Genomic DNA, 23,956 nt, shown 5'->3' with positions numbered 1-23,956 from the left:
TGGTTATTGCATAATCAAAACAAACTTTTCCCTGCATTCAGCCCCCTCTTACCAGTAATGATTTAAAATGCTTAGTTCTCCTAATTTGAGCTTTTCTCGAACCTTGCCTATTGTTGTATTTAATCAGCTTGGGGAATTGTTAGAACAGATGGCTCAAACGGTGGGAAGTGCCGCTCTGATACTGACAGAAGCTGTGTTAATGCGGATTTGCATACCTGGGGAATGGCAAAGGCAAAGGTTTACGTTGGTGGTTTCTGAGCAGTTTAGTGCGCTGTTGGTAGGAAACTTAGGGCAGGGGGATGAGGGGGAACAAGTACCCACTCAGGACTCGGCACTCAATGCTAGTTTGACATTTAATTTAGAGGCGATCGCAACATTTGTCTACGAATTGAGAGACTTGTTTGAGTGTGATTCCTCTACTTACCAAAATCTTGAAGGCTATGGTCAAATTATTCGCCCTAATGATGCCACGCTCCAAAGTCAATTCTCACTGTTGTTATTAGAATATCTCCTAACTCAGCCAAACCAAGAAATAATAGCACCTCTAAGCTCAACTGCGCCGACAGTTTATATCTCTGACTCAGTGCAAGATGTCTTAAAAAAACAGATTTCCCAAGAACGGTTGTTAAATCAGGTAACAACGCAGATCCGCAAAAGCCTGGATTTGCCAGTAATTATGGCAACAGCAATTACACAAGTGCGTGAGTTTCTGGAATTAGACAGATTAGTAATCTATAAATTTACAGGTTCCATCAAGACTCAACAATACCAGTCTGACACTATTCCCCTCGATAGAACCGCACTGGTAACAGACATGAAATCGGTTGGGGAACCTTCGGAAATCTATTTTTCTATACATGAGAGCAACGATAAACACTCGCATTCTGTGTCAGTCAATAATCAACCATTACTAGAAGAGTGCCTAAACTATGGAGGTTATGTTGTCTATGAAGCCCGGGCTACAGATGCTATTACATCGGTGTTGAATTATACGGAAAAAAATTGCTTTAGGCGAACCTCTCAATGTTGGGAAAAGTATCGCCAAGGTTTTACCTTAGCTGTAGATGATGTGGAAAAAACTTATGCTCTAGAAGAGTGTTTGTTAAATTTTTTGAGGGAAAGCCAAGTTAGGGCTAAGTTGGCGACACCAATTATATTTGAGGATAAATTGTGGGGATTGCTGATTGCTCATCAGTGCGATAATCCATACCAGTGGAATGATAGCGAAAAAAACTTGCTGATTGCGATCGCAGAACAATTAGCGATCGCAATTCACCAAGCTGAGTTAATGCAAACCCTCACCCAAGAAAAACAAACTCTCGAACAACGAGTTATTGAACGCACAATGGCTCTGCGTGATGCCCTTTTGGCCGCCGACGCTGCTAGCCGCCTCAGAAGTCAGTTTCTCGCTACTATCAGTCACGAATTACTCACGCCTTTAACTTATGTGATTGGGATGTCATCTACATTGTTACGTTGGCCTTTGGGTGAATTGAGTCAACGACAACGGGGTTATCTGCAAACAATCCACGACAGTGGAGAACATTTATTAGAAATGATTAATGACATTCTCGATTTATCGCAAATCGAGGCTGGTAAGACAGCTTTAAATATTTCGGAATTTTCTTTGGTGAATGTTGCCCAAAATGCTTTAGAGTCACTGCAAAAAAAAGCAATCAGTGAACAAATCAATCTCAACCTTGATTTGCAAATCGATCCTAAGCGCGATCGCTTTACCGCCGATGGAGAAAGAGTAGAACAAATTCTCTGGAATCTGTTAACTAATGCGATTAAATTTACCCCCGAAAGTGGTAGCGTTACCTTACGTCTTTGGGTGGAAGATAATACTGCTATTTTTCAAGTGGAAGACACCGGAATTGGTATTCACGAAGAACAATTACCATTAATTTTTGATAAATTTCAGCAACTCGATACACCCTATCGCCGCCGCTACGCAGGTACTGGACTTGGACTAGCTTTAACTAAACAACTCGTAGAACTCCATCGGGGACGAATTGAAGTAGAATCAACTGTAAGTATTGGCTCAATTTTTACTGTATGGATACCAACTCAGACTATGAGAATGATCAGTTAGGAGTTGGGAGTTGGGAGTTAGGAGTTAGGAGTTAGGAGTTAGGAGTTAGGAGTTTGGAGTTTGGAGTTAGGAGTTTGGAGTTTGGAGTTTGGAGTTTGGAGTTTGGAGTTAGGAGTTGGGAGTTGGGAGTTGGGAGTTGGGAGTTTGGAGTTTGGAGTTTGGAGTTTGGAGTTTGGAGTTTGGAGTTTGGAGTTTGGAGTCTTACTCCCCTTCCCTTGCAGGGAAGGGGTTGGGGGTTAGGTCTGTATTGGACTCAACTGCAAACCACTATAATTAGCTAGCCAAAGGACTAAATTTGGGAGCATCCCAATTTTGGCTTAAATCTTTTCCCTCACCCCCAGCCCCTCTCCCTTCATATGGGAGAGGGGGGAGACATAATTCTAGTTCCCCTTCTCCCAAACATGGGAGAAGGGGTTAGGGGATGAGGGCTATCAAGGTTTTTGCACCTGACGGGATACTCCCCTAAATTTTTTATTTTGAGGCTAGGCTAATTAGCATTTTTTCAAAAATTTTTAACGCATGTTCCTCCCCATTGTCTCTAGTTAAAATAGTATAATTTGGGTGAGAATTGATTTCAATTAACCAATATTGGTTATCTCGATCTAAGACTATATCTAAACCACCATAATCAAGGTCTAATTCTTCAAAAATTGGTTTAGCAAAATTAGCAATTTCTGACAATATCTGTGGATCGTTGATATACTTTGCTTTTGCACCATCCCAATGCAGAGGACTGAGATTACCTGCAAATTTTGCATCACTTATATCTTTTTCATAAAGCAAAACTAACTCTTTATTTAAGAAAACTGCTCTATATTCAGATTTTATTTGAATAAATTCTTGAGCTATCGCAACGTAATCATACTTTTTATAATTGATATTAAAAATCTCTTTTAAAGCAGTTTCAATTTCATCTGTATTCTGGCATAAAAACACATTATGTCCACCAGAACCAGAATTTCTTTTAACAATAACAGGTATTTCAAATTTATCTTTTATTTCTAATATAATATCTTGAAAACTTGGGAATTTTAAATAATTTTTATACTGGAGATCACAAAAAGGGGAAAGAAAACCTACTGTCCGAGGAAGTTTAACTTTTTTATTTAAAACGTGGTAAGTGTACTCCTTATCTTTTATCAGGTGGGCTACTGCTTGATTAATTAACGGAGTGCTATAGTTACAAAAATAATGATGTTTATTATTGAGTTTAATTTTGATTAAGTTTTCCGCCGGTTGAAAAATTTCATAGCTGATGTTTAAGTTTTCACAAGCTTGGAGCAATAGCGAAACGTTATCTAACATAATTACTTAAATTGAAACGTCAAAATTACGAATTACGAACTTGTATTGACCGAAGTGTGCCAAGCGTTGCCGAGGTAAGTCGAAATATTACGAATTACGAATTACGAATTACGAATTACGAATTACGAATTATTTTAACTTGCTGTTTGCCGTTTAAAAATTACTATCTCAGTACCAACAACTGGGTTACGCGCTATCAGCCTATTTTGGGAGTCGATAATTTCTAAATGGGTAAAATCAAGTTCTTGAGAGCGTTGTAATATTTCAGTAGCTAGTTTGTCCTGCTGAGATTCTTTGAGAGTGTACCAATCGTCACTAATTTTGACTGTAAGATTGCTGGTGCGGAAGTTGGCTTGAATTGACTTTATCAGACCAGAGGCAATGCGATCGCTAATTTCGGCTACCTGATTTTCAATAGCTGCAATCAAGGCTTGTTCTGGTGTTAATTCTATGGGTGGCGTTGGCGTTGGTGTAGGAATTGGTTCGGGTTCTGGCGTTGGTGGTGGCGGAGTTTGTACTTCTGGCGGTGGCTGTGGCGGCTGTGGTTCGGGTGGAACTGACTCAGGGGGAGTAGTTATCGTTGGTGTCGGTGTTGGTGTAGGAACTTCTTCAACGGGTGGAACTGTTGCGATTTCAGGAGGTTTACCAGTAAAAACACTCGCAGTTGTCCAAACCAGAATTACAGCAATTCCAGTAACAATTCCTGTCAAAAGGGTATCTGATAACTTTGTTGACAAATTTGATGGTAAAAACAAGCGGATTGTCCTTAACAGTCCACCCCACCACAACTGAAACTGCTGCAAAAAACTGGGTTTTTCCACAGTACCAGGTGGGGGTGCTGTTTCCAGTTTCTCCACGGTGACTTCTAAAACCCCAATTGTCCCTTGAAGAAGTTGGATAATTTTAGCCTTCCAAAATGGCTGAACTCTCTGGTAAGGTTTTTGGGGAGGTTGAGTTACTTGCTTATCCGTCGGTTTTGACTGATTGTCTTGTGACATGGAACTTTCACCAAAAGCAGCGAATCAAAGACAAACAAAGTACATTATTACTGGTGCTGCCTTCTTTTGCCTTAATGTATCACTTCATTGCACATTACTTCAGCTAAACTGACTATTTATTAAATTTGGTGAGTTATGAACCTAAAACGCCGTCAATTTTTATTTTTAAGTAGCCTCACCGCCATTGGTGCAGGATTTTTAGCCTGGATGTTAGCTGATAAAAATCATCAAACTGCTGATATTACCGATTCAACAACAGCTATAGCCTCCAACCCAGCTAAAAAAGACTTGTTATTACGTTTTGTGTCTGTAGCTGATACGGGGACTGGGGCTAAAGGACAGTATGCTGTGGCTGGAGCAATGAACGTATATCACAAGCGAAATCCTTATGATTTAGTTGTTTTAGCTGGAGACAACATTTACAACAACGGCGAAATTGAAAAAATTGGCGAAGTTTTTGAGCGTCCTTATCAAGCTTTGCTCAAGCTTGGTGTGAAATTTCAGGCTTGTTTAGGTAATCACGATATTCGGACTGAAAATGGCGATCGCCAAGTCAAGTATGCTGGCTTTAATATGAAGGGACGTTACTATACATTTAAACGAAATCAGGTACAATTTTTCGCTTTAGATACTAACGGTAATGCTGATTGGAAAAACCAGCTAACTTGGTTAGAAAAAGAATTAAGTCTTAGTAATGCTCCTTGGAAAGTTGTATTTGGTCATCATCCGATTTATTCATCGGGACAGTATGGGAGTAATCCAGATTTTATTAAAACTTTTACTCCTCTATTTCAAAAATACGGCGTTCAACTTTACATCAATGGTCACGAACATAGTTATGAACGCACTCGTGCTATTGATGGGACAACTTATTTAATTTGTGGCGCAGGTGCGGGTAATCGTCCTGTAGGGCGTTCTGAGTGGACAAAGTATTCTACGAGTGATTTAAGTTTTGCCTCTTATGAGGTGTATAAAGATAGAATAGAAGTAAGTGCGATCGCTACTGATAATCGTGTTTTTGATAAAGGCATTATTCAATTAAAATCAGCTTAGTTATATGACTACAGTTGAGCAAATAAAACATTACGTTGAGAACCAAAATAAACCAAACATTTGATAGCTGTCGCGTTAGTTTTTCCCTGTCGCAATTCATCTCCCGTTAGTCTTTCCTCCGTAAGACTGTAACGCGAATCCTCTTACTCCATTAAGATAGATTCAAGTTCACAGGAGCAGCATCTTCTGAACATGGGTTTAGATTTTGGAAAAACCCTTTGTTCTTCACATCGGGTTATAAGTATATGTTTTCTGAAATTAAAAAATCTCTGGCGTTAGCCGTACCTTTAGCAGCAGCACAACTGGCTCAATCTGCAACTGGTTTTGTGGATACGGTAATGATGGGCTGGTTGGGAAGTCAGACTATTGCATCTGGAGCATTGGGAGTTACTATCTTTAGTTTTTGTCTGTTGATAGTTACTGGTATTGTTTCTGCTGTCAGTCCGTTAGCTGCCCAAGCATACGGGGCGGGAAATAGAGAAAAAGTTGGCACAATTGTCCGCCTGGGACTAGGGATATCTTTAGTACTAGGAATACCAATTACATTCCTGCTTTACAATGGAGGTGCTTTACTACTTCTACTAGGGCAAGATCCTAAGACAGTAGCACTATCAGAGATTTTTTTAAGAGCGATCGCACTGGGTTTTATTCCTGCTTTAGGCTTTGGAGTCCTTAAAAGCTTTCTTTCTGCTCTATTGCAACCGCAATTAGTCATCGTGACTGTGGTTTTGGGTACTTTGCTCAACGTCACAGCTAACTATGTGCTGATGTTTGGCAAACTGGGATTCCCTGCGCTGGGTTTAGCTGGTATCGGTTGGGGAAGCACTGTCTCACTTTGGAGTATGTTTGTTGCTTTGATTTATATATGTAATCAGCCTCGATTTACAGTTTACAGGATTTTTCGACCTTCATCTAAAAAAGCTTTTCCCCTAGAGGAACGCCGGATCATTGGCGAGATTTTTCAGGTTGGATTGCCCATTGGGGGGCTGATTGCAGTCGAAGCGGGACTGTTCACCGTTGTTACTTTCATAATCGGACAGTTAGGAACAAATGCTCTTGCTGCTCATCAAATTGCTTTACAAACAATTTCGATATCATTCCAGCTTGCACTAGGCATTTCTTTAGCGACAACAGTACGTGTTGGGCAGTTAGTTGGACAAAATGATTTGCTTGCTACTCGTCTGGCTGGATATGTAGGTATTGCCATTGCAGGTGTATCTATGGGTGTAGTAGGCATTACATTGTGGTTAGTGCCAAAGTCGATTATTTCTCTTTATATTGACATTAACAATCCAAACAATGCAGATGTAGTTGCCCTGGCAGTGAAATTGCTGGGAGTGGCAGCGATTTTTCAAATAGTTGACGGTGTGCAAGTTACTGCGGGGGGAGCATTACGCGGACTAAAAGACACTCGAATTCCGATGTTAATTGGTATTTTTGCTTATTGGTGTGTTGGTTTATTTACTGGTTATACTTTCGGAATCTCGTCGGGGTATGGAGCTATTGGTCTTTGGTGGGGATTGGCTATTGGTTTAGCGATCGCTGCGATAATCATGACTTGGCGGTTTAGCAAGAAAACAACTAATCAGTGATAAACAAAGTTTTAATTAACTAAGGGTAAAAATTATGAACATCCAACTTCAAGTAGAATACGAGCAATTTATACAAACCCGAATTGCTACAGGTAAGTATGAAAATGCTGAAGATGTGATTATTAAAGCACTGAAACTGCTGAAAGAATGGGAGAATGGTTATCAGGAATGGGAAGAATCAACCCAGAAAAAACTAGCTGCTGGGCTTGCTTCTATCGAACGTGGAGATGTAGTAGATGGTGAAGTAGTGATGGCGCGACTAGAGGAGAAATTACGTCAAGCGCGTGAGACTAAAGGATAATGGAATACTCTATTGCCAAGGAAGCAAGTCAAGATTTAGATGAGATTTTATAAATTTGAAATACGTGTGAAAATGGCAAGCTATCTGAATCTTATGATCATTTTGGGTAAGCCGGCTAGCTAGAAGATTAAAAATTAACCCTGTTTAATCACTGTTGCACATCGCGTTAACCTTAGCTTAATTATCACCGCAAAACTTTATGATTCTTGAGTCCGTGATACTTCCTGTCAAACCTGGTTTAGAATCAGATTTTGAAGCGGCTTTTAAAAAAGCTTCTAAAATTATTTCCTCAATGGACGGATATTTATCTCATGAATTGCATAAATGTATAGAAGTTCAAAGTAAATACTTATTACTTGTTAGATGGAAAACTTTAGAATCTCATACTGTAGAATTTAGAAATTCTGCTGAGTATCAAGAGTGGAAAAAACTTCTACATCATTTTTATGATCCATTTCCCACTGTTGAACATTTTGAAGAAATTAAAATATGAAAAACAAGAACCCCGACTTCTCAAAGAAGCTGGGATTCTGCGATTGTATCACTCTACTCGTTGCAACTGCGCTACTCTTGGGTCAACAATTTTTTGTCCCAAGCTGGCAAATTTAATTGCCACAGACATCTTACTACCCGTTCCGAAAACATGAGTAATTTCACCAAGACCAAAAGTTTTATGTAATACTCTATCGCCTACTTGCCAATTCTGCTTTGTGTCTTGCTTACTACTAGAAGTAGAGGCACTTTTAGTATAAGTTTGACGACTCAGGCGTTGGGTGGTTAATAATTCTTCTGGTAATTCGTCGAGAAATTGCGATCGCATGGCGGCTTCACGAGAACCATATAAACGCCGTTCCCGCGCGTGTGATAAAAACAACCTCTCTTGGGCGCGAGTAATCCCCACATAACACAGGCGGCGTTCTTCTTCCAAAGATGCAGGATCGCTTAAGGAACGGTAGCCGGGAAATAGTCCTTGTTCTAATCCCACCAGAAATACTACGGGAAATTCTAAACCTTTGGAAGCGTGCAAAGTCATCAAAGAAACGGCTGTCTGTCCTTCTTTTAAGTTATCCAAATCTGAACTAAGGGCGGCGCTACTCAAAAAGTCTCGCAGGGAAACCTCTTCGTTTTCTTCTTGAAATTGCAGCGCGGCGTTATAAAGTTCCTGAACGTTTTGTACCCGATCTGTGGCTTCGTCTGTGCCTTGACTCATCAAGTCTTGAACGTAACCAGAATCTTCTAATATTCCTTGCAAAACCTCAGTCACGGGAAGCGTACCGATTTGTGCTTGCCAACGGCTAATCATTGTGGCAAAGTTATTTACAGCTTTTGTTGCCCGTCCAGCTAATGTATTAACTGATGTTTCATCGCTGAGTATTTCCCACAAGGTTGTCCCCAATTGTTGGGAGGCGTTAACCAAAGCATCAATAGTGGTTTTGCCAACTCCTCGCCGGGGAGTATTAATAACTCGTAATAAACTGACTGTATCAGATGGGTTAGCGATCGCTCTTAAATACGCAATCACATCTTTAATTTCTTTGCGATCGTAAAATCTCATTCCCCCCACAACTGTGTAAGGAATTTGATATTTCACCAACAATTCTTCAAATGGCCGAGATTGGGCATTTGTCCGATAAAGTATGGCAAAACTACCCCAGTCCAACTCTGGATTTTGGTTTTTTAAAGTGCTAATTTGATTAATTACAAATGCCGCTTCTGCAAGTTCTTCATCGGCTTTGTGATAAGTAATCTGCTCACCTGCCCCCCGCGTCGGTTTGAGGACTTTATCAATCCGTTGGGTGTTATTTTCAATTAATTCATTAGCTGCTTGCAGAATGTTTTCACAAGAACGATAGTTTTCTTCCAGTTTAACCATCGTCCGAGTGTCATCATCTACCAAACCATCACCAAAGTCTTCCTGAAATCCTAGCAAGATGGTGAAATCTGCCATCCGAAAGCTGTAAATTGATTGATCTGCATCGCCGACAACGAAAACTGAGCGATTTTGCCATTCCCATTCACTCTTTCTGTTTTCGCCATTAGTCACCAATAAATGAATAAGTTGATACTGAGTGCGGTTAGTATCCTGATATTCATCTACAAGAATATGGCAAAATTTGCGATGCCAGTAACCCAATACTTGCTCGTTTTGCTGAAATAATCTAGTTGGTACGAGAATTAGATCGTCAAAGTCGAGAGCGTTATTTTCTGCTAACTTATCTTGATATAAACTGTAGACTTGGGCAATTACCCGTCCGCGATAATTGGGTTGCTCTTGCTCAAATTCTTGGGGCGATAAACCTTGGTTTTTAGCATTACTAATAGCGTAACGGACAGAGCGAGCGTCAAACTTCTTATCGTCTAAATTTAACTGTTTATTGACAATTTCTTTAATCAGAGTCATCACATCTGATTCATCAAAGATAGAGAAATTGCGATTCCAACGCCGTCCTTTTTCGTCTACATATTTTTCAATATCAAAACGGAGAATCCGAGAAAATAAACTGTGGAAAGTGCCACACCATAAGTCTTTGATAGTTTCTTTGTAAACTTGCGATCGCAGTAGCGTTTGTTGATATTCTGTCAACAAATCAAACTTTTGACCGTGTTGTTTCATCGCCAGTTGTTCAGCAAACAGCCGTTGAATCCGGTCTTTCATTTCCCGTGCGGCTTTGTTGGTAAAAGTAACCGCCAGGATATTTTCTGGATCAACACGGTGTTTCAGAATTAGATTCGCAATGCGATAAGTCAGCGCCCGTGTTTTACCGGAACCTGCGCCAGCAACAACTAGCAACGGGCCGCAGTAGTGTTCGACAGCTTGACGTTGGCTAGGGTTAAGGTGAGCGAGAAAGTCGGTGGTTGTTGTCATGGATGTGAAAAAGCGATGTCTCCGACGGGCTATTCGGCGTCGCCTGGCGTCATATCAATAAAGAGTTACTATTGCCCAGGTTACAATATCTTAACGAAACTTGGTCAACAAAAGATTGCGTAGCACAGTACTTTGCTCACTTGTCACCGATACTCTTCATTAGACGTTCTCCCTATACCCTTTCGCCCACCAGGTTGTACAGGTTTACCGTCACTTTTCCCTATTACGTTAACTTTTCTACATAGATAAGTTAGCCATTAGTTATTCCTGCGCGTTCTGTCGTAAAATCAGCGACGGGGAATGAAAAATCATAAAAATAGTGGGCAAGCTTTAACAAAGTTTCGGGGTTTAATTCCCCAGCAAGACAGCACGTTTTGTGTCGGGGTTAAATCCCCGTTACAAAACGTAATTGCGAATTGCGAATTGCGAATTGGTTTAACTTGTTCTGTTGTCAACAGTAGGGGCAATTCATGAATTGCCTCTACAGATTTTTGTAGGGACACCGCAATGTTCCCTAGCCCGTGGTTTATTTGCTTGAAAAACGCTGTAATACCTAAGCGAGACTATTGTCACGAATAGGACTATTCACTCCTTAAGTACCCAATTGACATAGGGTAGCAATACACAGTACATCATGATTCAACCGTTAAATTTTTAAAGATGAAAAATTTCTTTAATTTCAGGTTTAACCAATACAAAAAGGGGTGGATATGGATATCAGCTTAATTGTATCCAACATTTTGAATCCGCCAATCCTGTTTTTCTTTTTAGGCATGACTGCTGTTTTTGTCAAGTCTGATTTAGAAATTCCCGCACCGATGCCCAAACTGTTTTCGCTGTACCTACTGTTTGCCATTGGTTTTAAGGGAGGGGTAGAACTAATCAAAAGCGGTGTAACTCAGGAAGTAGTTCTAACAATGGCAGCAGCAATGATGATGGCTTGCGTTGTGCCAATTTACAGCTTTTTTATTTTAAGGTTGAAACTGGATACTTACGATGCTGCTGCGATCGCTGCAACTTATGGCTCTATCAGTGCCGTCACTTTCATCACAGCTAGCGCTTTTTTAACTGAGCTTGGCATTGCTTTTGATGGTTACATGGTCGCAGCCCTTGCCCTGATGGAATCCCCAGCGATTATAGTTGGTTTAATTTTGGTGAATATATTCACCGCGGATGGCAAGCGGGATTTTTCGTGGCCGGAAGTTTTGCAAGAAGCATTTCTTAATAGTTCAGTTTTTCTTTTAGTCGGTAGTCTGTTGATCGGTGTCTTGACAGGAGAACGCGGTTGGCACGTATTAGAACCCTTTACTCAAGGGTTGTTTTATGGCGTTCTCACCTTCTTTTTACTGGACATGGGATTAGTTGCGGCCAGAAGAATTAAAGACTTGCAAAAAACCGGAGTTTTCCTAATTTTATTTGCGATACTAATTCCAATAGTCAATGCAGCCATTGGGTTGGTGATTGCTAAACTCATCGGTATGCCTCGCGGAGATTCGCTATTATTCGCTGTATTGTGTGCCAGTGCTTCTTACATCGCTGTCCCTGCGGCTATGCGGATGACTGTTCCCGAAGCAAATCCTAGCTTGTATGTTTCTACCGCTCTAGCTGTAACATTTCCGTTCAATATTATTGTGGGAATTCCGTTATATCTCTACGGAATTAACCTATTTTGGAGCTAATAATATGCACGTAGTTAAAAAGATAGAAATTATTGCCAACTCCTTTGAACTTGCCAAAATTTTAGATAGTTTAGACAAATCGGGTGTACATAACCATGCCGTAATTAGAAATGTTGCTGGTAAAGGATTACAAGGAACGACAGAAGATTTAGACATGACCATGCTTGATAATGTTTACATCCTCGCCTTTTGTATGCCAGAACAACTCAAGCCAGTTGTAGAAAATATCAAACCACTTCTTAATAAGTTCGGTGGTACTTGCTACGTTTCCGATGTGATGGAAATTCGCTCTGTCAGATGTGTTGCGTCAATGTAAGAGAGTTATAAATTCAATAAATTCAATGAAGCATTTCATGGAACGTCGTGACTTTTTGAAGTTAGGAATGACTGGGGCATTTGGGATGATGCTATCTGTCAGCGATTTCCTCTGGCGGGTGGAACAAGCTAAAGCTGCCGAAATACCCTCAACTTCCCCGGAATCCCTCAGTCCCGATGCCGCATTGCAAAAGCTGATGGAGGGGAATCAGCGATTTATTCAGCATCAACCCCAATACCCCGATCAATCGGCACTGCGCTTGCAAGAAGTGGCTCTTGCTCAACATCCATTTGCCACTATTCTTAGTTGTGCGGATTCACGAGTCCCCGCAGAAATTGTTTTCGATCAAGGCATTGGAGACATTTTTGATGTTCGGATTGCCGGAAATATTGCCACACCTGAAGCGATCGGTAGTATTGAATATGCGGTTGTCTTGTTAGCCTCTCCGCTATTGATGGTGATGGGACATGAACGTTGCGGGGCTGTAACCGCCGCAGTCCAAAACGAATCGTTACTCGGTGATATTAGTACTTTTGTGAAGGCAATTAAGCCAGCAGTAGAAAAGGTCAAGAGTCAGCCGGGTGACGCGGTTGAAAATGCTGTGGTGGCAAATGTTCAACATCAAATTGAACGATTGAAGCGATCGCAACTTTTAACTGAGCAGGTGCGATCGGGCAAATTGAAAATTGTCGGAGGTCGTTATGATTTGGATACAGGGAGGGTGACTATTATTACTTAGCCTGAGTAATGAGGGGGCAGGGGGGCAGGGGGAGAGGATATTAATAACCAATGCCCAGTTCCCAATTAATAGGCTCATTCAATCCTGTACAGTCATTGGTAGACGAATGGTGAAAGTAGAACCGACTCCCGGCTGACTTTTGACAATAATCTCACCACCCATCATTTGACAAAAGTGGCGGGTAATTGCTAACCCCAGTCCCGTACCTCCATACTTTTTCGTAGTCGAAGTATCTCCTTGGGTAAAAGGTTGAAATAACTGCTGCTGTTGACCTTGAGACATACCTATGCCTGTGTCACTAACAGTAAAAGTAATCATGCCCAAAGGAGCCTCCGGCCGAAATTCATCCTTTTCTCTGTTGACTGTCAGCGTCACTTTGCCGTTTGTAGTGAATTTACTGGCGTTGCTTAGTAAATTTAACAACACCTGCCGCATTCTAGTTTGATCGGCGTACATGATGCCAAGTTGTTCATCAAAATGCACTTCTAAAACATTGGCATTTTTTTCTATAGCTGGTTTGACTGTAAGAACAACATTATGAATCAGCGTCGCAATCTCGAATGTCTCAGGATAAAGAGTCATTTTCCCCGCTTCAATTTTTGACAAGTCGAGGATTTCGTTAATCAAGTGCAGTAGATGCTTACCAGCAGCGTTAATTGTTTCTAAGTCTGTGATAAAGTCTGCCGATAAACCAAGATCGGTAGCGTCGTCTTCTAAAAGTTGGCTCAAGCCAATGACAGCATTTAATGGTGTACGTAATTCGTGGCTGACATTGGCCAAAAATACGCTTTTTGCCTTGCTAGCAGCTTCGGCTAATTCTTTAGCTTGTTGTAGTTCTTTTGTTCGCTCTGATACTCGCTCAATCAGACGATTTAGAGATTTGGCGAGTAGGCCAATTTCATCTTCAGTGGTGACGGGCGCTCGCAAATCGAAATTATGTTTCCTTGCAACTTGTTCAGCTACTTGGGTGACAGTGATAACTGGTTCAGCGATCGCTCGACTGGTACGCCAAGCGACAATAGCTGCGATCACCACCGAAACCAGCATACTTATAATTACGATGAATCGCTCAACTATTTTTGCCTGCTCAACGGCTTTTTGCCTTTCTTGCTCTTGTTCTTCGGCGGTTTGCAGGATGTTAGTCAAGCTTTGAGAAAGCTGATCTAGCTGCATGGCTGTATCACCACGCATAATTGCCAATAACTGCGATCGGGCAGAAGAAATCTGCTCTTGCTGCACTTTTTGGGAGTTAATTTTTTGTAAGACTGCCTCGATTTGGTCAACGTAAGCTTTTAAATTAGTCTTGTAATCCTGCAATAACGTCTGTAAAGTCGAACTTGTTGCGGCTAGTCTTTTAGGTTTACTATCGATAAATTCGCCAATTTGTGACTCTAGTTGCTTGGCTTTTTCGACATTATTCAGAAAATCGGCTTTTTTACTTTGTAGCTGTTGTGAATTTTCCAATACAGCAACTAAGTTAGAGCTATGTAATTGCGCCCCAACTACTGCATCTTTATAATTACTCAGTAGTTGCCCTTGTTGGTATGCTTGATTGAATTGCCTAACTTCCCTTCCCCGGTAGTAATTGGCGATCACTAACCCAGTCAGCGAGCCAAAAAAGCCAATTCCGATCGCTACAAAGTACCCATAGCCAATTTTTTGATGGATGCGCCAGGAACTGGCTTTGAGTTTCCCTCGTGAGGGAAATTCTATTGTCGGGAGTTCGTCTGTCGATGGCTCTTCGGCTGACACTTTTTTGCTTTCTGAACTGCTGTCGATAGGGGTTGGCTTTTGAAGAAGGCATTTCTTAAGCCTCCTTGCCTTCCCGCAAAAATCACCAAATCAGTTTAGCTTGTGCAAACACTTTAATTGGTGATTAACATTTACATTATCTTCTTTTATAGCAATAGGAAATCATTACTTACTATATAATTAACATATACTTATATAGTATTGCTAGTTTTGATAGCAAATTTGCTAAGTATACTTACTGACAAAAAATAGAATCCACTGTTTTCAGCAGCAACAAATAATTCCCTGCACTAAAGATTTATCTGAGACTCTCTTCTTCTTACCACAACACTTTCCTCAATATGCGGTTGATAACAATGAGTAGTGCCATAGCTGATGGCACTACTCTACCTTAACTGCTTCGTTATAAAATTAATACAATCAGGAAAAAAACAAAAGCTTTGATATTCGTTGAGCATGGGGCATCCCTTGGGCAACTCTTAGAGACGCACTGTTAGGTCGCTCAAGGCAAATGGGCATTGGTTATTAATTTTCCCCCCTGCAACGCCAGCTTCCTCTGCTCCCTTATCTCCAAGGCATAGGTATCATAAAATAGCTTAAAAGTCTAGTCTGTGTAAGCACACAAAAATTTTTATTCCGTATTAATATCAATACGAATGCGTTAATTGACGGACACGGCTTAAGATAGCTTTAATATCGGCTAAAATCGGGTTTTAGGCTTATATAAATGAGAGGTGGGCTGATTTTTGCGATATTTGTACTTAAATTTAGTACGATTATGAGCGAATGACACGCAATAGGATAATCACAACCTGAGGATTCTAGTTGATTCAAAAAAAGAACTCAGAAAGGCGATGGAAGAAATTCTGCTGCTTTGTGCGTTCTATCCTCATCCTGAGTGTCTACCTTGTAGTTGATGCAGTAGATATTATGGGGCAATTATAGTTATAAGACACTAAAACCCTTTTGTGTCCTTTACGCAATTGTACTAATGCACAAGTGCATTACCTAATCAACACCCTTTTGGTTGTAATTATCCAGATTAAAAAAACTCAACTGTCAAATTTCTAGGAGTGAAAATGCCAGAACAAGAATTTACTGAAACCGCATCCAAAGAGACTACAGTGGCAGAGATCAACAGCCAAACAGGAAGCATCACCAAACTCCAGCCTCCCGCACAGTCTCAAGATGAATGGCAAAAATATGGTGAGCAAATTTCTAGCTTTTTAGCAACATTGCCAGAATATCTGGGAAGCTTCTTTAATCAATATAAGCAACCCCTGATCAATGTTGGTTTAATTGTGGGAGGAATTCTTGGGGTAAAAGTACTCTTGGCAATATTAGATGCTTTGAATGATATCCCCTTGGTAGCACCTACTTTTGAGTTGATCGGTATTGGTTACTCTGCTTGGTTTGTTTACCGCTATTTACTCAAAGCCTCAACCAGGAAAGAGTTAACTACTGAAATCACCACTCTTAAATCACAAGTGGTTGGTCAACAAATTCCAGAAGCTTAATAGTGATTATCGCTTCTTTATGTGACCCTTCTCTACATTTATTTGCTCTGAAACCTTTGTGGCAGGGCAAATGAGCGGAGCTTTCCCCCAGCAAGAACTGCTCCCCTGCCTCTTCGGTCACTTCCTCTGACCTTTGGTTTACGTGAGTTCCATGAACCTCTCCCAGACTTGAACTAAAGTTCAAGTCTGTCCCTCTCCGATTCGGAGAGGGAGAATTTTGCATACTAAAACCTCTTAAAGGTCTTTTTATTTACGAATTAGGTACAGCCCTTTGATCCATGAAAACCGCAGAGCGTGTCGGAGGCTCTATTACGAATTATAAATTTACGAATTATTGTTGAAATGAGCCTCGTGTGGACAAATTACCTTTTAGGTTCTGCTTTCGAGTGGGCAAGAGTTTTGGAGACACCCTACTCAATCGCACAATGTTTTGAGATGAAATTCTCTCCAACTTGCCCCGTTTTACTAAAGCTTGATGAATCATCGCCGCCACTTCAGCCCTAGTAGCTACTTTATTAGGAGCAACGATTTGTGGATTTGGATAGTTAACTACTAAACCATTGGCTGTAGCAGCAGCTATTTTGCTAGTAGCATAGGTTGGAATATCTTTAGCATCTTTATAGACACTTAAAATCTGATTTTGGGAAGTGGGTATTTTCAAATTCAACCCACTAACAAGGGCAACTAAAACTTGCACTCGCGTAATATTTTGTTGGGGTTTGAAGGTTTTTTTCGGGTAGCCTTTGAGAAATCCGGTACTGATGGCTTGGTCAATTGCTGAAGTAGCCCAGAATTTTGCTGATACATCTTGAAATGCGATCGCAGTCTTAGACGGTTCTTGCTCAAAGGCTTTTTGCAAGATAGCAGCAAATTCGGCGCGGTTTACAGGCTGATTTGGTCTAAAAGAATAATCAGGAAACCCCATGAGAATACCACGGGAAGAAAGAACATCTATAAAACGCCTAGCCCAAAAGTTATTGGGTACATCGTTAAATGCAATTGGCGGCGGAATAATAGATTTTTGTTTTGCCGGAGTTACTAAAGGCAACGCTGATGATGTAATTGATGACTCAACCCCTGCTAAAAAGGATAGAGGTGTCTGTGGTTGTGGGGATTGAGTTGGGATGACCTGAGTAGATGGTAAGACTGCGCCAGAAGAAGTTGCGCTGTTAGTTGGGAATGCAGGTGGATTGGGTTCAACAACAGCCTCAGGTGGAGATGACGGCAAAACATTGTTGGGGGCTGCATTGGGTTCTACCTTGGGAGTAGGGAAGGGCAATACTTGATTTGGTTGAACACTTCTAGACGGAGTAGAGGAAGGCGACAGCAACCCGTTTAAGTTCCAGCTAGAATCCCTGCGAGACAATGACCATAAAAGAATTGCTCCGATAGTGGCGAAGGCAACCAGAATGGCTATAAATTCATCAAAGCCAAGGGCAGTTTTTTGGGATGACTCCGGTTCGGAAGGAGGTTTATTTGTCATCGTGATTACCCTGGTAGCAGTAAAATTTGGTCATAATGCTACCTTTGCACTTTTTGTAAAGGTTGTTTTTAGTGTAGCTTGCGATCGCTCTCTAAATATTCTCCAATTTTCACCCTGACAGATCGCTAGTACAGAGGGCGCGGAAATAAACCTACTATGTGATTATAGTTAGAAAGCCCAAAATTAAAGTATGCGTGACTTTTGATTTTTGAGAGCCAGTTGCTTTTCCCCAAGGGAGACGCTGCGCGAACAACGTTCTTAACCCGGGCGTTGGGCGTGTTACTTTTGACTTCCACCTTGCGGTAGATATCTAAACCAAAACCGGATTTAGAGGGTGACAGAATGTAAAATATTAACTTATTGTTTAGCTAATATTTGTAAAAATCAGGGTGTCTAGTGTCAGAAGAATTCAGTTGCCAAATCTCACCGCCATTTGTGTCTCTTGGTAGCGATCGCGATATTGATTTAGATTCAACCCTCCAAGAACTACCAATGTACAACTTCCCAGTGGAAATCAATCACACTGGTATGGAAGTGGCTAGTTTTTTGGAAAAATACCCCCAGCTACCAGGAGTAATTTTGGTAGAACAGGGAAAGTTCATTGGGATGATTTCGCGGCGGCGACTGCTGGAATTTTTGATACGCCCATTCGGACAAGAGTTATTTGTTCAGCAACCATTAGGCGTTCTCTACAGCTATGCGCGGATACCGATGTTGCTGCTTGCTGATACAACATCGATTTTAACTGCGATGCAACTTAGCTTGAAGCGATCGCCAGAATTAGTAGCAGAACCAATTGTAGTAGAAACAGAATCTGGTGCTTATAGATTGTTAGATGTCCAAGAATTAAATATTATTTCTTGGCAAATTCGAGGAATCGACAATTTGGTGCGCTATGAACGCAGCCAAGCCCAAATGATTCAAAATGATAAAATGGCAAATTTGGGACGTTTGGTAGACGGTGTAGCGCACGAAATTTTAGACCCAGTGGGTTTTATTTGGGGTAACATAACTTATGTTTCAACCTACAGCCAAGATTTGCTCAAGCTGATAGCAGCTTACGACAAAGAATTACCATCAGTTTCTCAAGCAATTAATCTTCTTAAAGAAGAGATTGAATTTGATTTTTTAGAACAAGATTTGTTGCGATCGCTTGCTAGTATCCGCACCGGAGCAGAAAGATTAAAAAAGCTCGTCACCAGTTTACAAAACTTCTGTCATATCGATGAAGTTTATCCCAAACCAGTAGATTTACACGCTAGTATTGATAGTATTATTTTATTAATTAATAGCCGCCTTCAAGGAGAAATTGAAATTGTCAAATATTACGGACAATTACCTCCAGTATATTGCTTTATGGGGCAGTTAAACCAGGTTTTGATGAATATTTTCAGCGAAATTGTGGATACTTTACTCAATGAAGCAGTGCGACAGCAGTTGCATCGAGAAGATACAAAAACTGTTCAAAAACCCCGAATTGAGATTACTACAGAAGTAATTTCTCAGGAAGCAAGCAAGCCAAATGCACCGGATTCTCGCTGGATATTAATTCGCATTGCTGACAATGGCCCTGGAATGTCTCAAGAATTGCAACAGCAAATTATGGAGTCGTTTTCTCTTGAAACAAAAAATAGTAAAAATACTAGTTTAGCAGTAAGTTATCGAATTATCACCGTCAGACATGGGGGAAAATTAAGTTTTCATTCACAGATTGGTATAGGTACAAAATTTGAAATTTTATTGCCTTTAGTTTGATTGATTCAGAATTACGAATTAACGTTGCGTTAGATTACTTCTCAAACTTGCTGTTGGATAGGAATTTGAACCACAAACTCCGTTCCTTTTCCAGGTGTCGAAAAAAATTCTAACTTGCCGCCATGTTTTTCAGTGATGATTTGATAGCTGATAGCCATTCCCATTCCTGTTCCTTTGCCAACAGGTTTTGTTGTGAAGAAAGGATTGAAAATCTGTTTTTGAATCGATTCAGGAATCCCAGATCCATTGTCAGCGATCGCAATTTTTACCCATTGCAAATCAACAACAGAGGTATGAATTGTGATGCGGCTAGGGTTATCCCGGATTTCCTGATAAGTTCGTTTGGTATTGAGTTCTTCGAGGGCATCGAGAGCATTAACTAGAATGTTCATAAATACCTGGTTTAGCTGGCCGGCGTAGCATTCTACATAGGATAAATTGCCGTAGTCTTTGATAATCTGAATCTCTGGACTTTTGTCAGTGGCTTTGAGGCGGTGCTGCAAAATCATCAAAGTATTGTCGATCCCTTCATGAACATCTACGCCTTTGAATTCACTTTCATCTAGGCGCGAGAAGTTACGCAGTGACAGCACAATTTCTCGAATCCGCTCCGTCCCAATATTCATTGAGCGCAATACCATAAGCGCGTCTTTTTCCAAAAACTCTAAATCGATGGTTTGGCGTTCGGTTTGAATTTCAACAGGTGGGTTGGGGAAGTAACGGTGATAAAGCTGGACTAGTCGTAATAAGTCATGGGTATATTGGCTGATATAGGTGAGATTTCCGTAAATAAAACTAACGGGATTATTGATTTCATGAGCAATCCCAGCCACCATTTGACCAAGAGCAGACATCTTTTCGCTTTGAATTATTTGAGCTTGTATTTTATGCAAACTATCTAACGTATTTTCTAACTCTTGGCCTCTCTGCTGCAAATCTGTTTGAGAGTCTTCTAACTCACAAATGACTTTCTTCAGTAAAAACTCCTTTGTTCCAATGTCAGTTTCTAACTGGCGGCGTTCATTTTCGCAGCGTTCCAGCTTCTTTCGCAAGATGCGGTTTGCCTTTTCCAACTCTTGCATCTGTATGGAACTATCTTGGTTATCCATACACTACTTATTTTGTCCCTATTAAGAGTGTGACAAACGTTTTGTTATGAAATTGGGTTTCACCTCCGCCCACTATAGGAGCAATTTCACCATAAGCATAGAAACCACAACAAGGTAATATCTTTGGTAAATGAGTTTTGACAAGCTGATACTCAACTCTTGCTAGAGTTCCCAAAATTCGCCGACGGGCTGCACAGGAAATAAGTAACGCTGCTGTTGGCTCGACACCGGGATAATCGGCAAGAGCATTCTTCAAAGATGTCTCAGAAGCTGACAGAATATTGTCACGAGTTGTATCAGTAATTTGCACAACTGCCTGTTCAGGAATATCTAAGAAGAACTTCATGCTACCAGATTGTTGATCGTAGCCATTGGGTGCCCGCAAATAGAAATGATCTTGATCTTCAAAAACTGCTAAAGCATGGATGGCATAATTGGACGCAAATTTTTCTTCACCGAGATAATGCCGATAGAAATCTAAGGCCCGCTGTCCATCAATTTCATAGACTACGTTGCCATCCACTTTAGTTACACGGCTACGTTGGCTGATGGGAGTCCAACCCCCGGCAACTCCGTGAGAAAATAGTAGTTGTCCAGAAAATAGCAGCACTGGAACTGAATCACTTAATACTTCACCTTGGAAGAATTGGTAGGTTTTGTCAAAGGTATAGTCATCGGCAGTCATTCCCCCAATGATGGGAATATGCCCTCCCAGGCTTTGTTTTAAACCTTCTAAAATTAAAACCCCATTGCTCATTAGACTATCGGGAAAGGTGAGGCACAATTGTGGTAAAGATGCACTCTTTGCCTTTGCTTGTGCGATCGCTTCTTGGGCTGCAAGGGCTGGATTTTTGGATGCTTCTCGGCCAATACCTGCCCAAATTTCCACTTCATCGGTAGCAAACAGCATTAAGGTTAGAGAATCTTGCTGAAACTCGAGAATTGAAGAGATTTCTCCATTTGTAGTTCCACCAATCAACTCAATTCCGGGAAAAGCATCCTGGATGCGTTGCAAAATTAACGCATGATCAAAGTCTATAGCAGTGAATAAAAGTCCAGCCTGAGGAAGGGATCCTGCAAGAGAACGGCTACATTCTTGAAGAACTTCAGCGATCGCATTTTGAGAATCAGGATCGTCGCTATGACCAACAACAACTTGAAACACAGCTACCTCGTCGTAAGTTTTAATACCAGGTCTTTCATCCAATTCGGTTATCAGCACCTAGCAACCTACACTTAGACTTCCCACTTACTTGAACTAAATCTCAATTGCGCTGACTTTTTCTTTTTTGCCTCATCTGACGATACAAAAACTGCATGAAAATTTTGAGAGCATTTTCTACAAAATCACAAGACTCAGATCCCCGATAAGTCGGGGATCTCGTTATTCACGTAGGGCTATAGCACTTTGTCAACCTAGAGCAAGCCCCGAACCCTTTTAAGCGTTCGGGGAGGCAAACTCCCCTCTGAGCTTCGGAGAGTTCAATTTATGTGCAATAAATTTTCGCCACGTTGAGAAATTTCCCGCGCGTGATCAGTCCAAGCACCTTGTCCCCAATAACGAAAACAACTGGTTTGCAACAAAAGGTTATGTAAAAGAACGTTACGGTAATGAGATTGTCTGGTAACAGGTTCTGCTGAGTCAACTTGTTGTAATGGATCAAATTTTTGATGGAATAAACTGCTTAGTTGATACATGGGAGACAACACATTTTCATATCCTTTCACCCAACTGATATGATTTGTCCACGAAGCTCCATCCAAATGAAAATTAGAGTTTATTTGCTTTAATTCTTGAATGGCATTCTCTACAGCTTCCGGTTGAATATTATCTGATGAAACTCGCTCCCAAATCTGATATTGTCCCACTGGCTGACAAGTTGGATAGTCTTCAGGTTTGCATCCAGCAGCTTCGATTAATTCTAAATATTCTGTACCACACATCCCAACTACACCTGATTTTCCTCCGCCATTATTGACCATATCCCACCAAACTTGTTTAAAGGCGCTAGGAAATTCATTCATCATCACACCACCATTTTCACCATCTCCAATTTGACTAACTATTGGTGGGACAAAAACACTGCCAATTTGTTGTTTGGATAAGGTTTTTGCTTCATAATAAGGCTGCATTTGGGCAACTAATTTAGTATCCGAACCTTGGGTTTTAATTAAGGCTGTGATGCTAATTGTTTCGCCTTGAGAATTGCGGGCAACCAAACGATGTGGTAAATGTTTGTGGGTAAGAGATTGACCGCTAATTGTTTCTACAGAATGTTCTTGAACCAGTAACCAACGATATCCACATTCTTTCAGCGCTTTCACAAATTCAAAAAGAGCATCAGGGTGATTGGGTAGGTGCATTTCTGGAGGCGAAAATCCTTTGACTCGCGCTAATGCTTCCCAGCCAAAAATTGCCGCGAAGTGATGTTGCCATGCGATGATATGCAATTTGATATCTGCTATGGGTGTGGAAGGAATAACTGCATGGCCCCACATTGTACCCAGCCATTCTACATAAGGTTGGTAGGTTGGGTCGCAAGTAATACGTTTGAGATTATCGAGAACATCATCGCGTCCCATTTGCCGCAGTCCCCACAGAAGATTACCTGAGTAATCTAACATCACACGCGGATTGCAACCTTGATTTACAAGTTCGGGGATCAAGTCTCCCATGCGGCTGTAACAATGGGCAAAAGGATCTGCATTGTGGTTATCCCCTTCATGAGGATGTTCAAACATATATTGCAGATTGCTGATCAGTGTACCACCATTTCCAGCAGGTATAGTTGGCTGGTGCATGTGTAAGGCGATCGCAAACACAGCATTTACATCTTCTAAGCGAATATTTGTTGTTGGTAAAAATACTGGCTGATCCTGGTTAACTACAGAGAGAACCTCTGTTTCCCAACCAGATATATTCGGCAAGCCATCAATAATTTCCGGCAAAGGAGTAAGAGTCGTGGGCAAGGAAAGCATTTTTGGTTGCTCCGAAATAAGTTATATCTATAAAACTTGCTTAAGTATCTAATAGTGTTTGACTCAGTATAAATACAGTAAATATCCTGAGCCATAACATTTTTAGTTGATTTTCAGTAACTGCGAACTCAGGCAAGTCTAGTAATCATCAGTGCAGTCTACCCAGATATTCGCATCTTTGTGTTCTACTTTTTGATAAAGTTTGTTTACGCTCTGCGGATGGACTAAGTAAAGCTAGGCTTGATGAGGCTGTTGCTTCGTACCCTACGGGAAGGCTCCGCGAACGCAATGATAAACATGTTCTTGCAAAATTGGGATGCTCCGGTTTTGTTGGGTAACGCATTGCCTCAACCCAATCTAAAAACTAGAAACATTTTTATTTTTTCAGAGTAATAAAAGAGCGATCGCAACTCTGGT

General features: G+C 40.9%; 18 protein-coding genes. 10 read left to right on the top strand and 8 right to left on the bottom strand.

From position 1 onward, the window contains the following. Positions 1-67 precede the first annotated feature (67 nt). Positions 68-2,095 carry a GAF domain-containing sensor histidine kinase gene (locus tag V7K73_RS24990; protein ID WP_334884030.1) on the top strand — a complete coding sequence of 676 codons (2,028 nt, stop codon included), beginning with the start codon at positions 68-70 and terminating at the stop codon, positions 2,093-2,095. Positions 2,096-2,566: 471 nt separating this feature from the next. Here the strand turns inward: V7K73_RS24990 and V7K73_RS24985 are convergent, their stop codons facing one another. Together V7K73_RS24985 and V7K73_RS24980 are read right to left on the bottom strand one after the other, a co-directional pair. Then, positions 2,567-3,400, bottom strand: a complete 834-nt coding sequence (locus tag V7K73_RS24985; protein ID WP_334884029.1) for an ATP-grasp domain-containing protein — start codon at positions 3,398-3,400, stop codon at positions 2,567-2,569. 134 nt (positions 3,401-3,534) lie between these two features. After that, positions 3,535-4,398: a hypothetical protein gene (locus tag V7K73_RS24980; RefSeq protein WP_334884027.1), complete on the bottom strand. Its 864-nt coding sequence runs from the start codon at positions 4,396-4,398 to the stop codon at positions 3,535-3,537. A 135-nt stretch (positions 4,399-4,533) separates the two neighbouring features. Here V7K73_RS24980 and V7K73_RS24975 point away from each other — a divergent pair, with 135 nt between their 5' ends. The 4 genes from V7K73_RS24975 (at position 4,534) to V7K73_RS24960 (ending at position 7,837) form a co-directional block, all read left to right on the top strand. Continuing rightward, on the top strand, positions 4,534-5,451 hold the full coding sequence (locus V7K73_RS24975; protein WP_334884025.1) for a metallophosphoesterase family protein: 918 nt from the start codon (positions 4,534-4,536) through the stop codon (positions 5,449-5,451). 245 nt (positions 5,452-5,696) lie between these two features. Beyond that, a complete protein-coding gene (locus tag V7K73_RS24970; RefSeq protein ID WP_334884023.1) occupies positions 5,697-7,043 on the top strand; it encodes an MATE family efflux transporter in 1,347 nt (448 codons plus the stop codon). 34 nt (positions 7,044-7,077) lie between these two features. Continuing rightward, the gene (locus V7K73_RS24965) at positions 7,078-7,344 is read left to right on the top strand and encodes a ribbon-helix-helix domain-containing protein (RefSeq protein ID WP_334884021.1); all 267 of its coding nucleotides are present in this window, start codon (positions 7,078-7,080) and stop codon (positions 7,342-7,344) included. Positions 7,345-7,543: 199 nt separating this feature from the next. Next, positions 7,544-7,837: an antibiotic biosynthesis monooxygenase family protein gene (locus V7K73_RS24960; RefSeq protein WP_334884019.1), complete on the top strand. Its 294-nt coding sequence runs from the start codon at positions 7,544-7,546 to the stop codon at positions 7,835-7,837. Positions 7,838-7,885: 48 nt separating this feature from the next. On the opposite strand, the gene pcrA is transcribed toward V7K73_RS24960, so the two are convergent. Next, positions 7,886-10,210, bottom strand: coding sequence for a DNA helicase PcrA (gene pcrA / locus V7K73_RS24955; RefSeq protein ID WP_334884017.1), 2,325 nt, complete (start codon positions 10,208-10,210; stop codon positions 7,886-7,888). Positions 10,211-10,920: 710 nt separating this feature from the next. Here pcrA and V7K73_RS24950 point away from each other — a divergent pair. Genes V7K73_RS24950 through V7K73_RS24940 form a run of 3 tightly spaced genes read left to right on the top strand, consistent with a single transcriptional unit; the run spans position 10,921 to position 12,944 of the window. Continuing rightward, entirely contained in the window at positions 10,921-11,889 is a 969-nt protein-coding gene (locus tag V7K73_RS24950; protein ID WP_334884015.1) for a sodium-dependent bicarbonate transport family permease, read from the top strand. A 4-nt stretch (positions 11,890-11,893) separates the two neighbouring features. Beyond that, positions 11,894-12,205 carry a P-II family nitrogen regulator gene (locus V7K73_RS24945; protein ID WP_334884014.1) on the top strand — a complete coding sequence of 104 codons (312 nt, stop codon included), beginning with the start codon at positions 11,894-11,896 and terminating at the stop codon, positions 12,203-12,205. Positions 12,206-12,242: 37 nt separating this feature from the next. Beyond that, positions 12,243-12,944 carry a carbonic anhydrase gene (locus tag V7K73_RS24940; protein WP_334884081.1) on the top strand — a complete coding sequence of 234 codons (702 nt, stop codon included), beginning with the start codon at positions 12,243-12,245 and terminating at the stop codon, positions 12,942-12,944. Positions 12,945-13,022: 78 nt separating this feature from the next. Here V7K73_RS24940 and V7K73_RS24935 read toward each other — a convergent pair whose 3' ends face one another. Beyond that, positions 13,023-14,696 carry a sensor histidine kinase gene (locus V7K73_RS24935; RefSeq protein WP_334884012.1) on the bottom strand — a complete coding sequence of 558 codons (1,674 nt, stop codon included), beginning with the start codon at positions 14,694-14,696 and terminating at the stop codon, positions 13,023-13,025. Between the two features lie 1,079 nt (positions 14,697-15,775). Here V7K73_RS24935 and V7K73_RS24930 point away from each other — a divergent pair. Then, positions 15,776-16,213 carry a CAAD domain-containing protein gene (locus tag V7K73_RS24930; protein ID WP_334884011.1) on the top strand — a complete coding sequence of 146 codons (438 nt, stop codon included), beginning with the start codon at positions 15,776-15,778 and terminating at the stop codon, positions 16,211-16,213. 331 nt (positions 16,214-16,544) lie between these two features. Here V7K73_RS24930 and V7K73_RS24925 read toward each other — a convergent pair whose 3' ends face one another. Next, on the bottom strand, positions 16,545-17,696 hold the full coding sequence (locus tag V7K73_RS24925) for an S-layer homology domain-containing protein (RefSeq protein ID WP_334884009.1): 1,152 nt from the start codon (positions 17,694-17,696) through the stop codon (positions 16,545-16,547). 396 nt (positions 17,697-18,092) lie between these two features. Between V7K73_RS24925 and V7K73_RS24920 the strand changes: the two genes are divergently transcribed. Further along, on the top strand, positions 18,093-19,451 hold the full coding sequence (locus V7K73_RS24920; protein ID WP_334884007.1) for a sensor histidine kinase: 1,359 nt from the start codon (positions 18,093-18,095) through the stop codon (positions 19,449-19,451). Between the two features lie 41 nt (positions 19,452-19,492). Here the strand turns inward: V7K73_RS24920 and V7K73_RS24915 are convergent, their stop codons facing one another. The 3 genes from V7K73_RS24915 to V7K73_RS24905 form a co-directional block, all read right to left on the bottom strand. Then, complete coding sequence (locus tag V7K73_RS24915) at positions 19,493-20,560, bottom strand: sensor histidine kinase (protein WP_334884005.1); 1,068 nt, start codon at positions 20,558-20,560, stop codon at positions 19,493-19,495. Positions 20,561-20,567: 7 nt separating this feature from the next. Next, the gene (locus V7K73_RS24910) at positions 20,568-21,725 is read right to left on the bottom strand and encodes an FIST signal transduction protein (protein ID WP_334884079.1); all 1,158 of its coding nucleotides are present in this window, start codon (positions 21,723-21,725) and stop codon (positions 20,568-20,570) included. 317 nt (positions 21,726-22,042) lie between these two features. Continuing rightward, positions 22,043-23,539 carry a glycosyl hydrolase family 57 gene (locus V7K73_RS24905; RefSeq protein WP_334884003.1) on the bottom strand — a complete coding sequence of 499 codons (1,497 nt, stop codon included), beginning with the start codon at positions 23,537-23,539 and terminating at the stop codon, positions 22,043-22,045. Between the last annotated feature and the right edge of the window lie 417 nt (positions 23,540-23,956).

Origin of the sequence: Nostoc sp., from assembly GCF_036916975.1 — a bacterium.
Classification (GTDB): domain Bacteria; phylum Cyanobacteriota; class Cyanobacteriia; order Cyanobacteriales; family Nostocaceae; genus Nostoc.
Note: the sequence above shows the minus strand (reverse complement) of the source record. Positions and strands in the feature narration are given on the sequence as shown.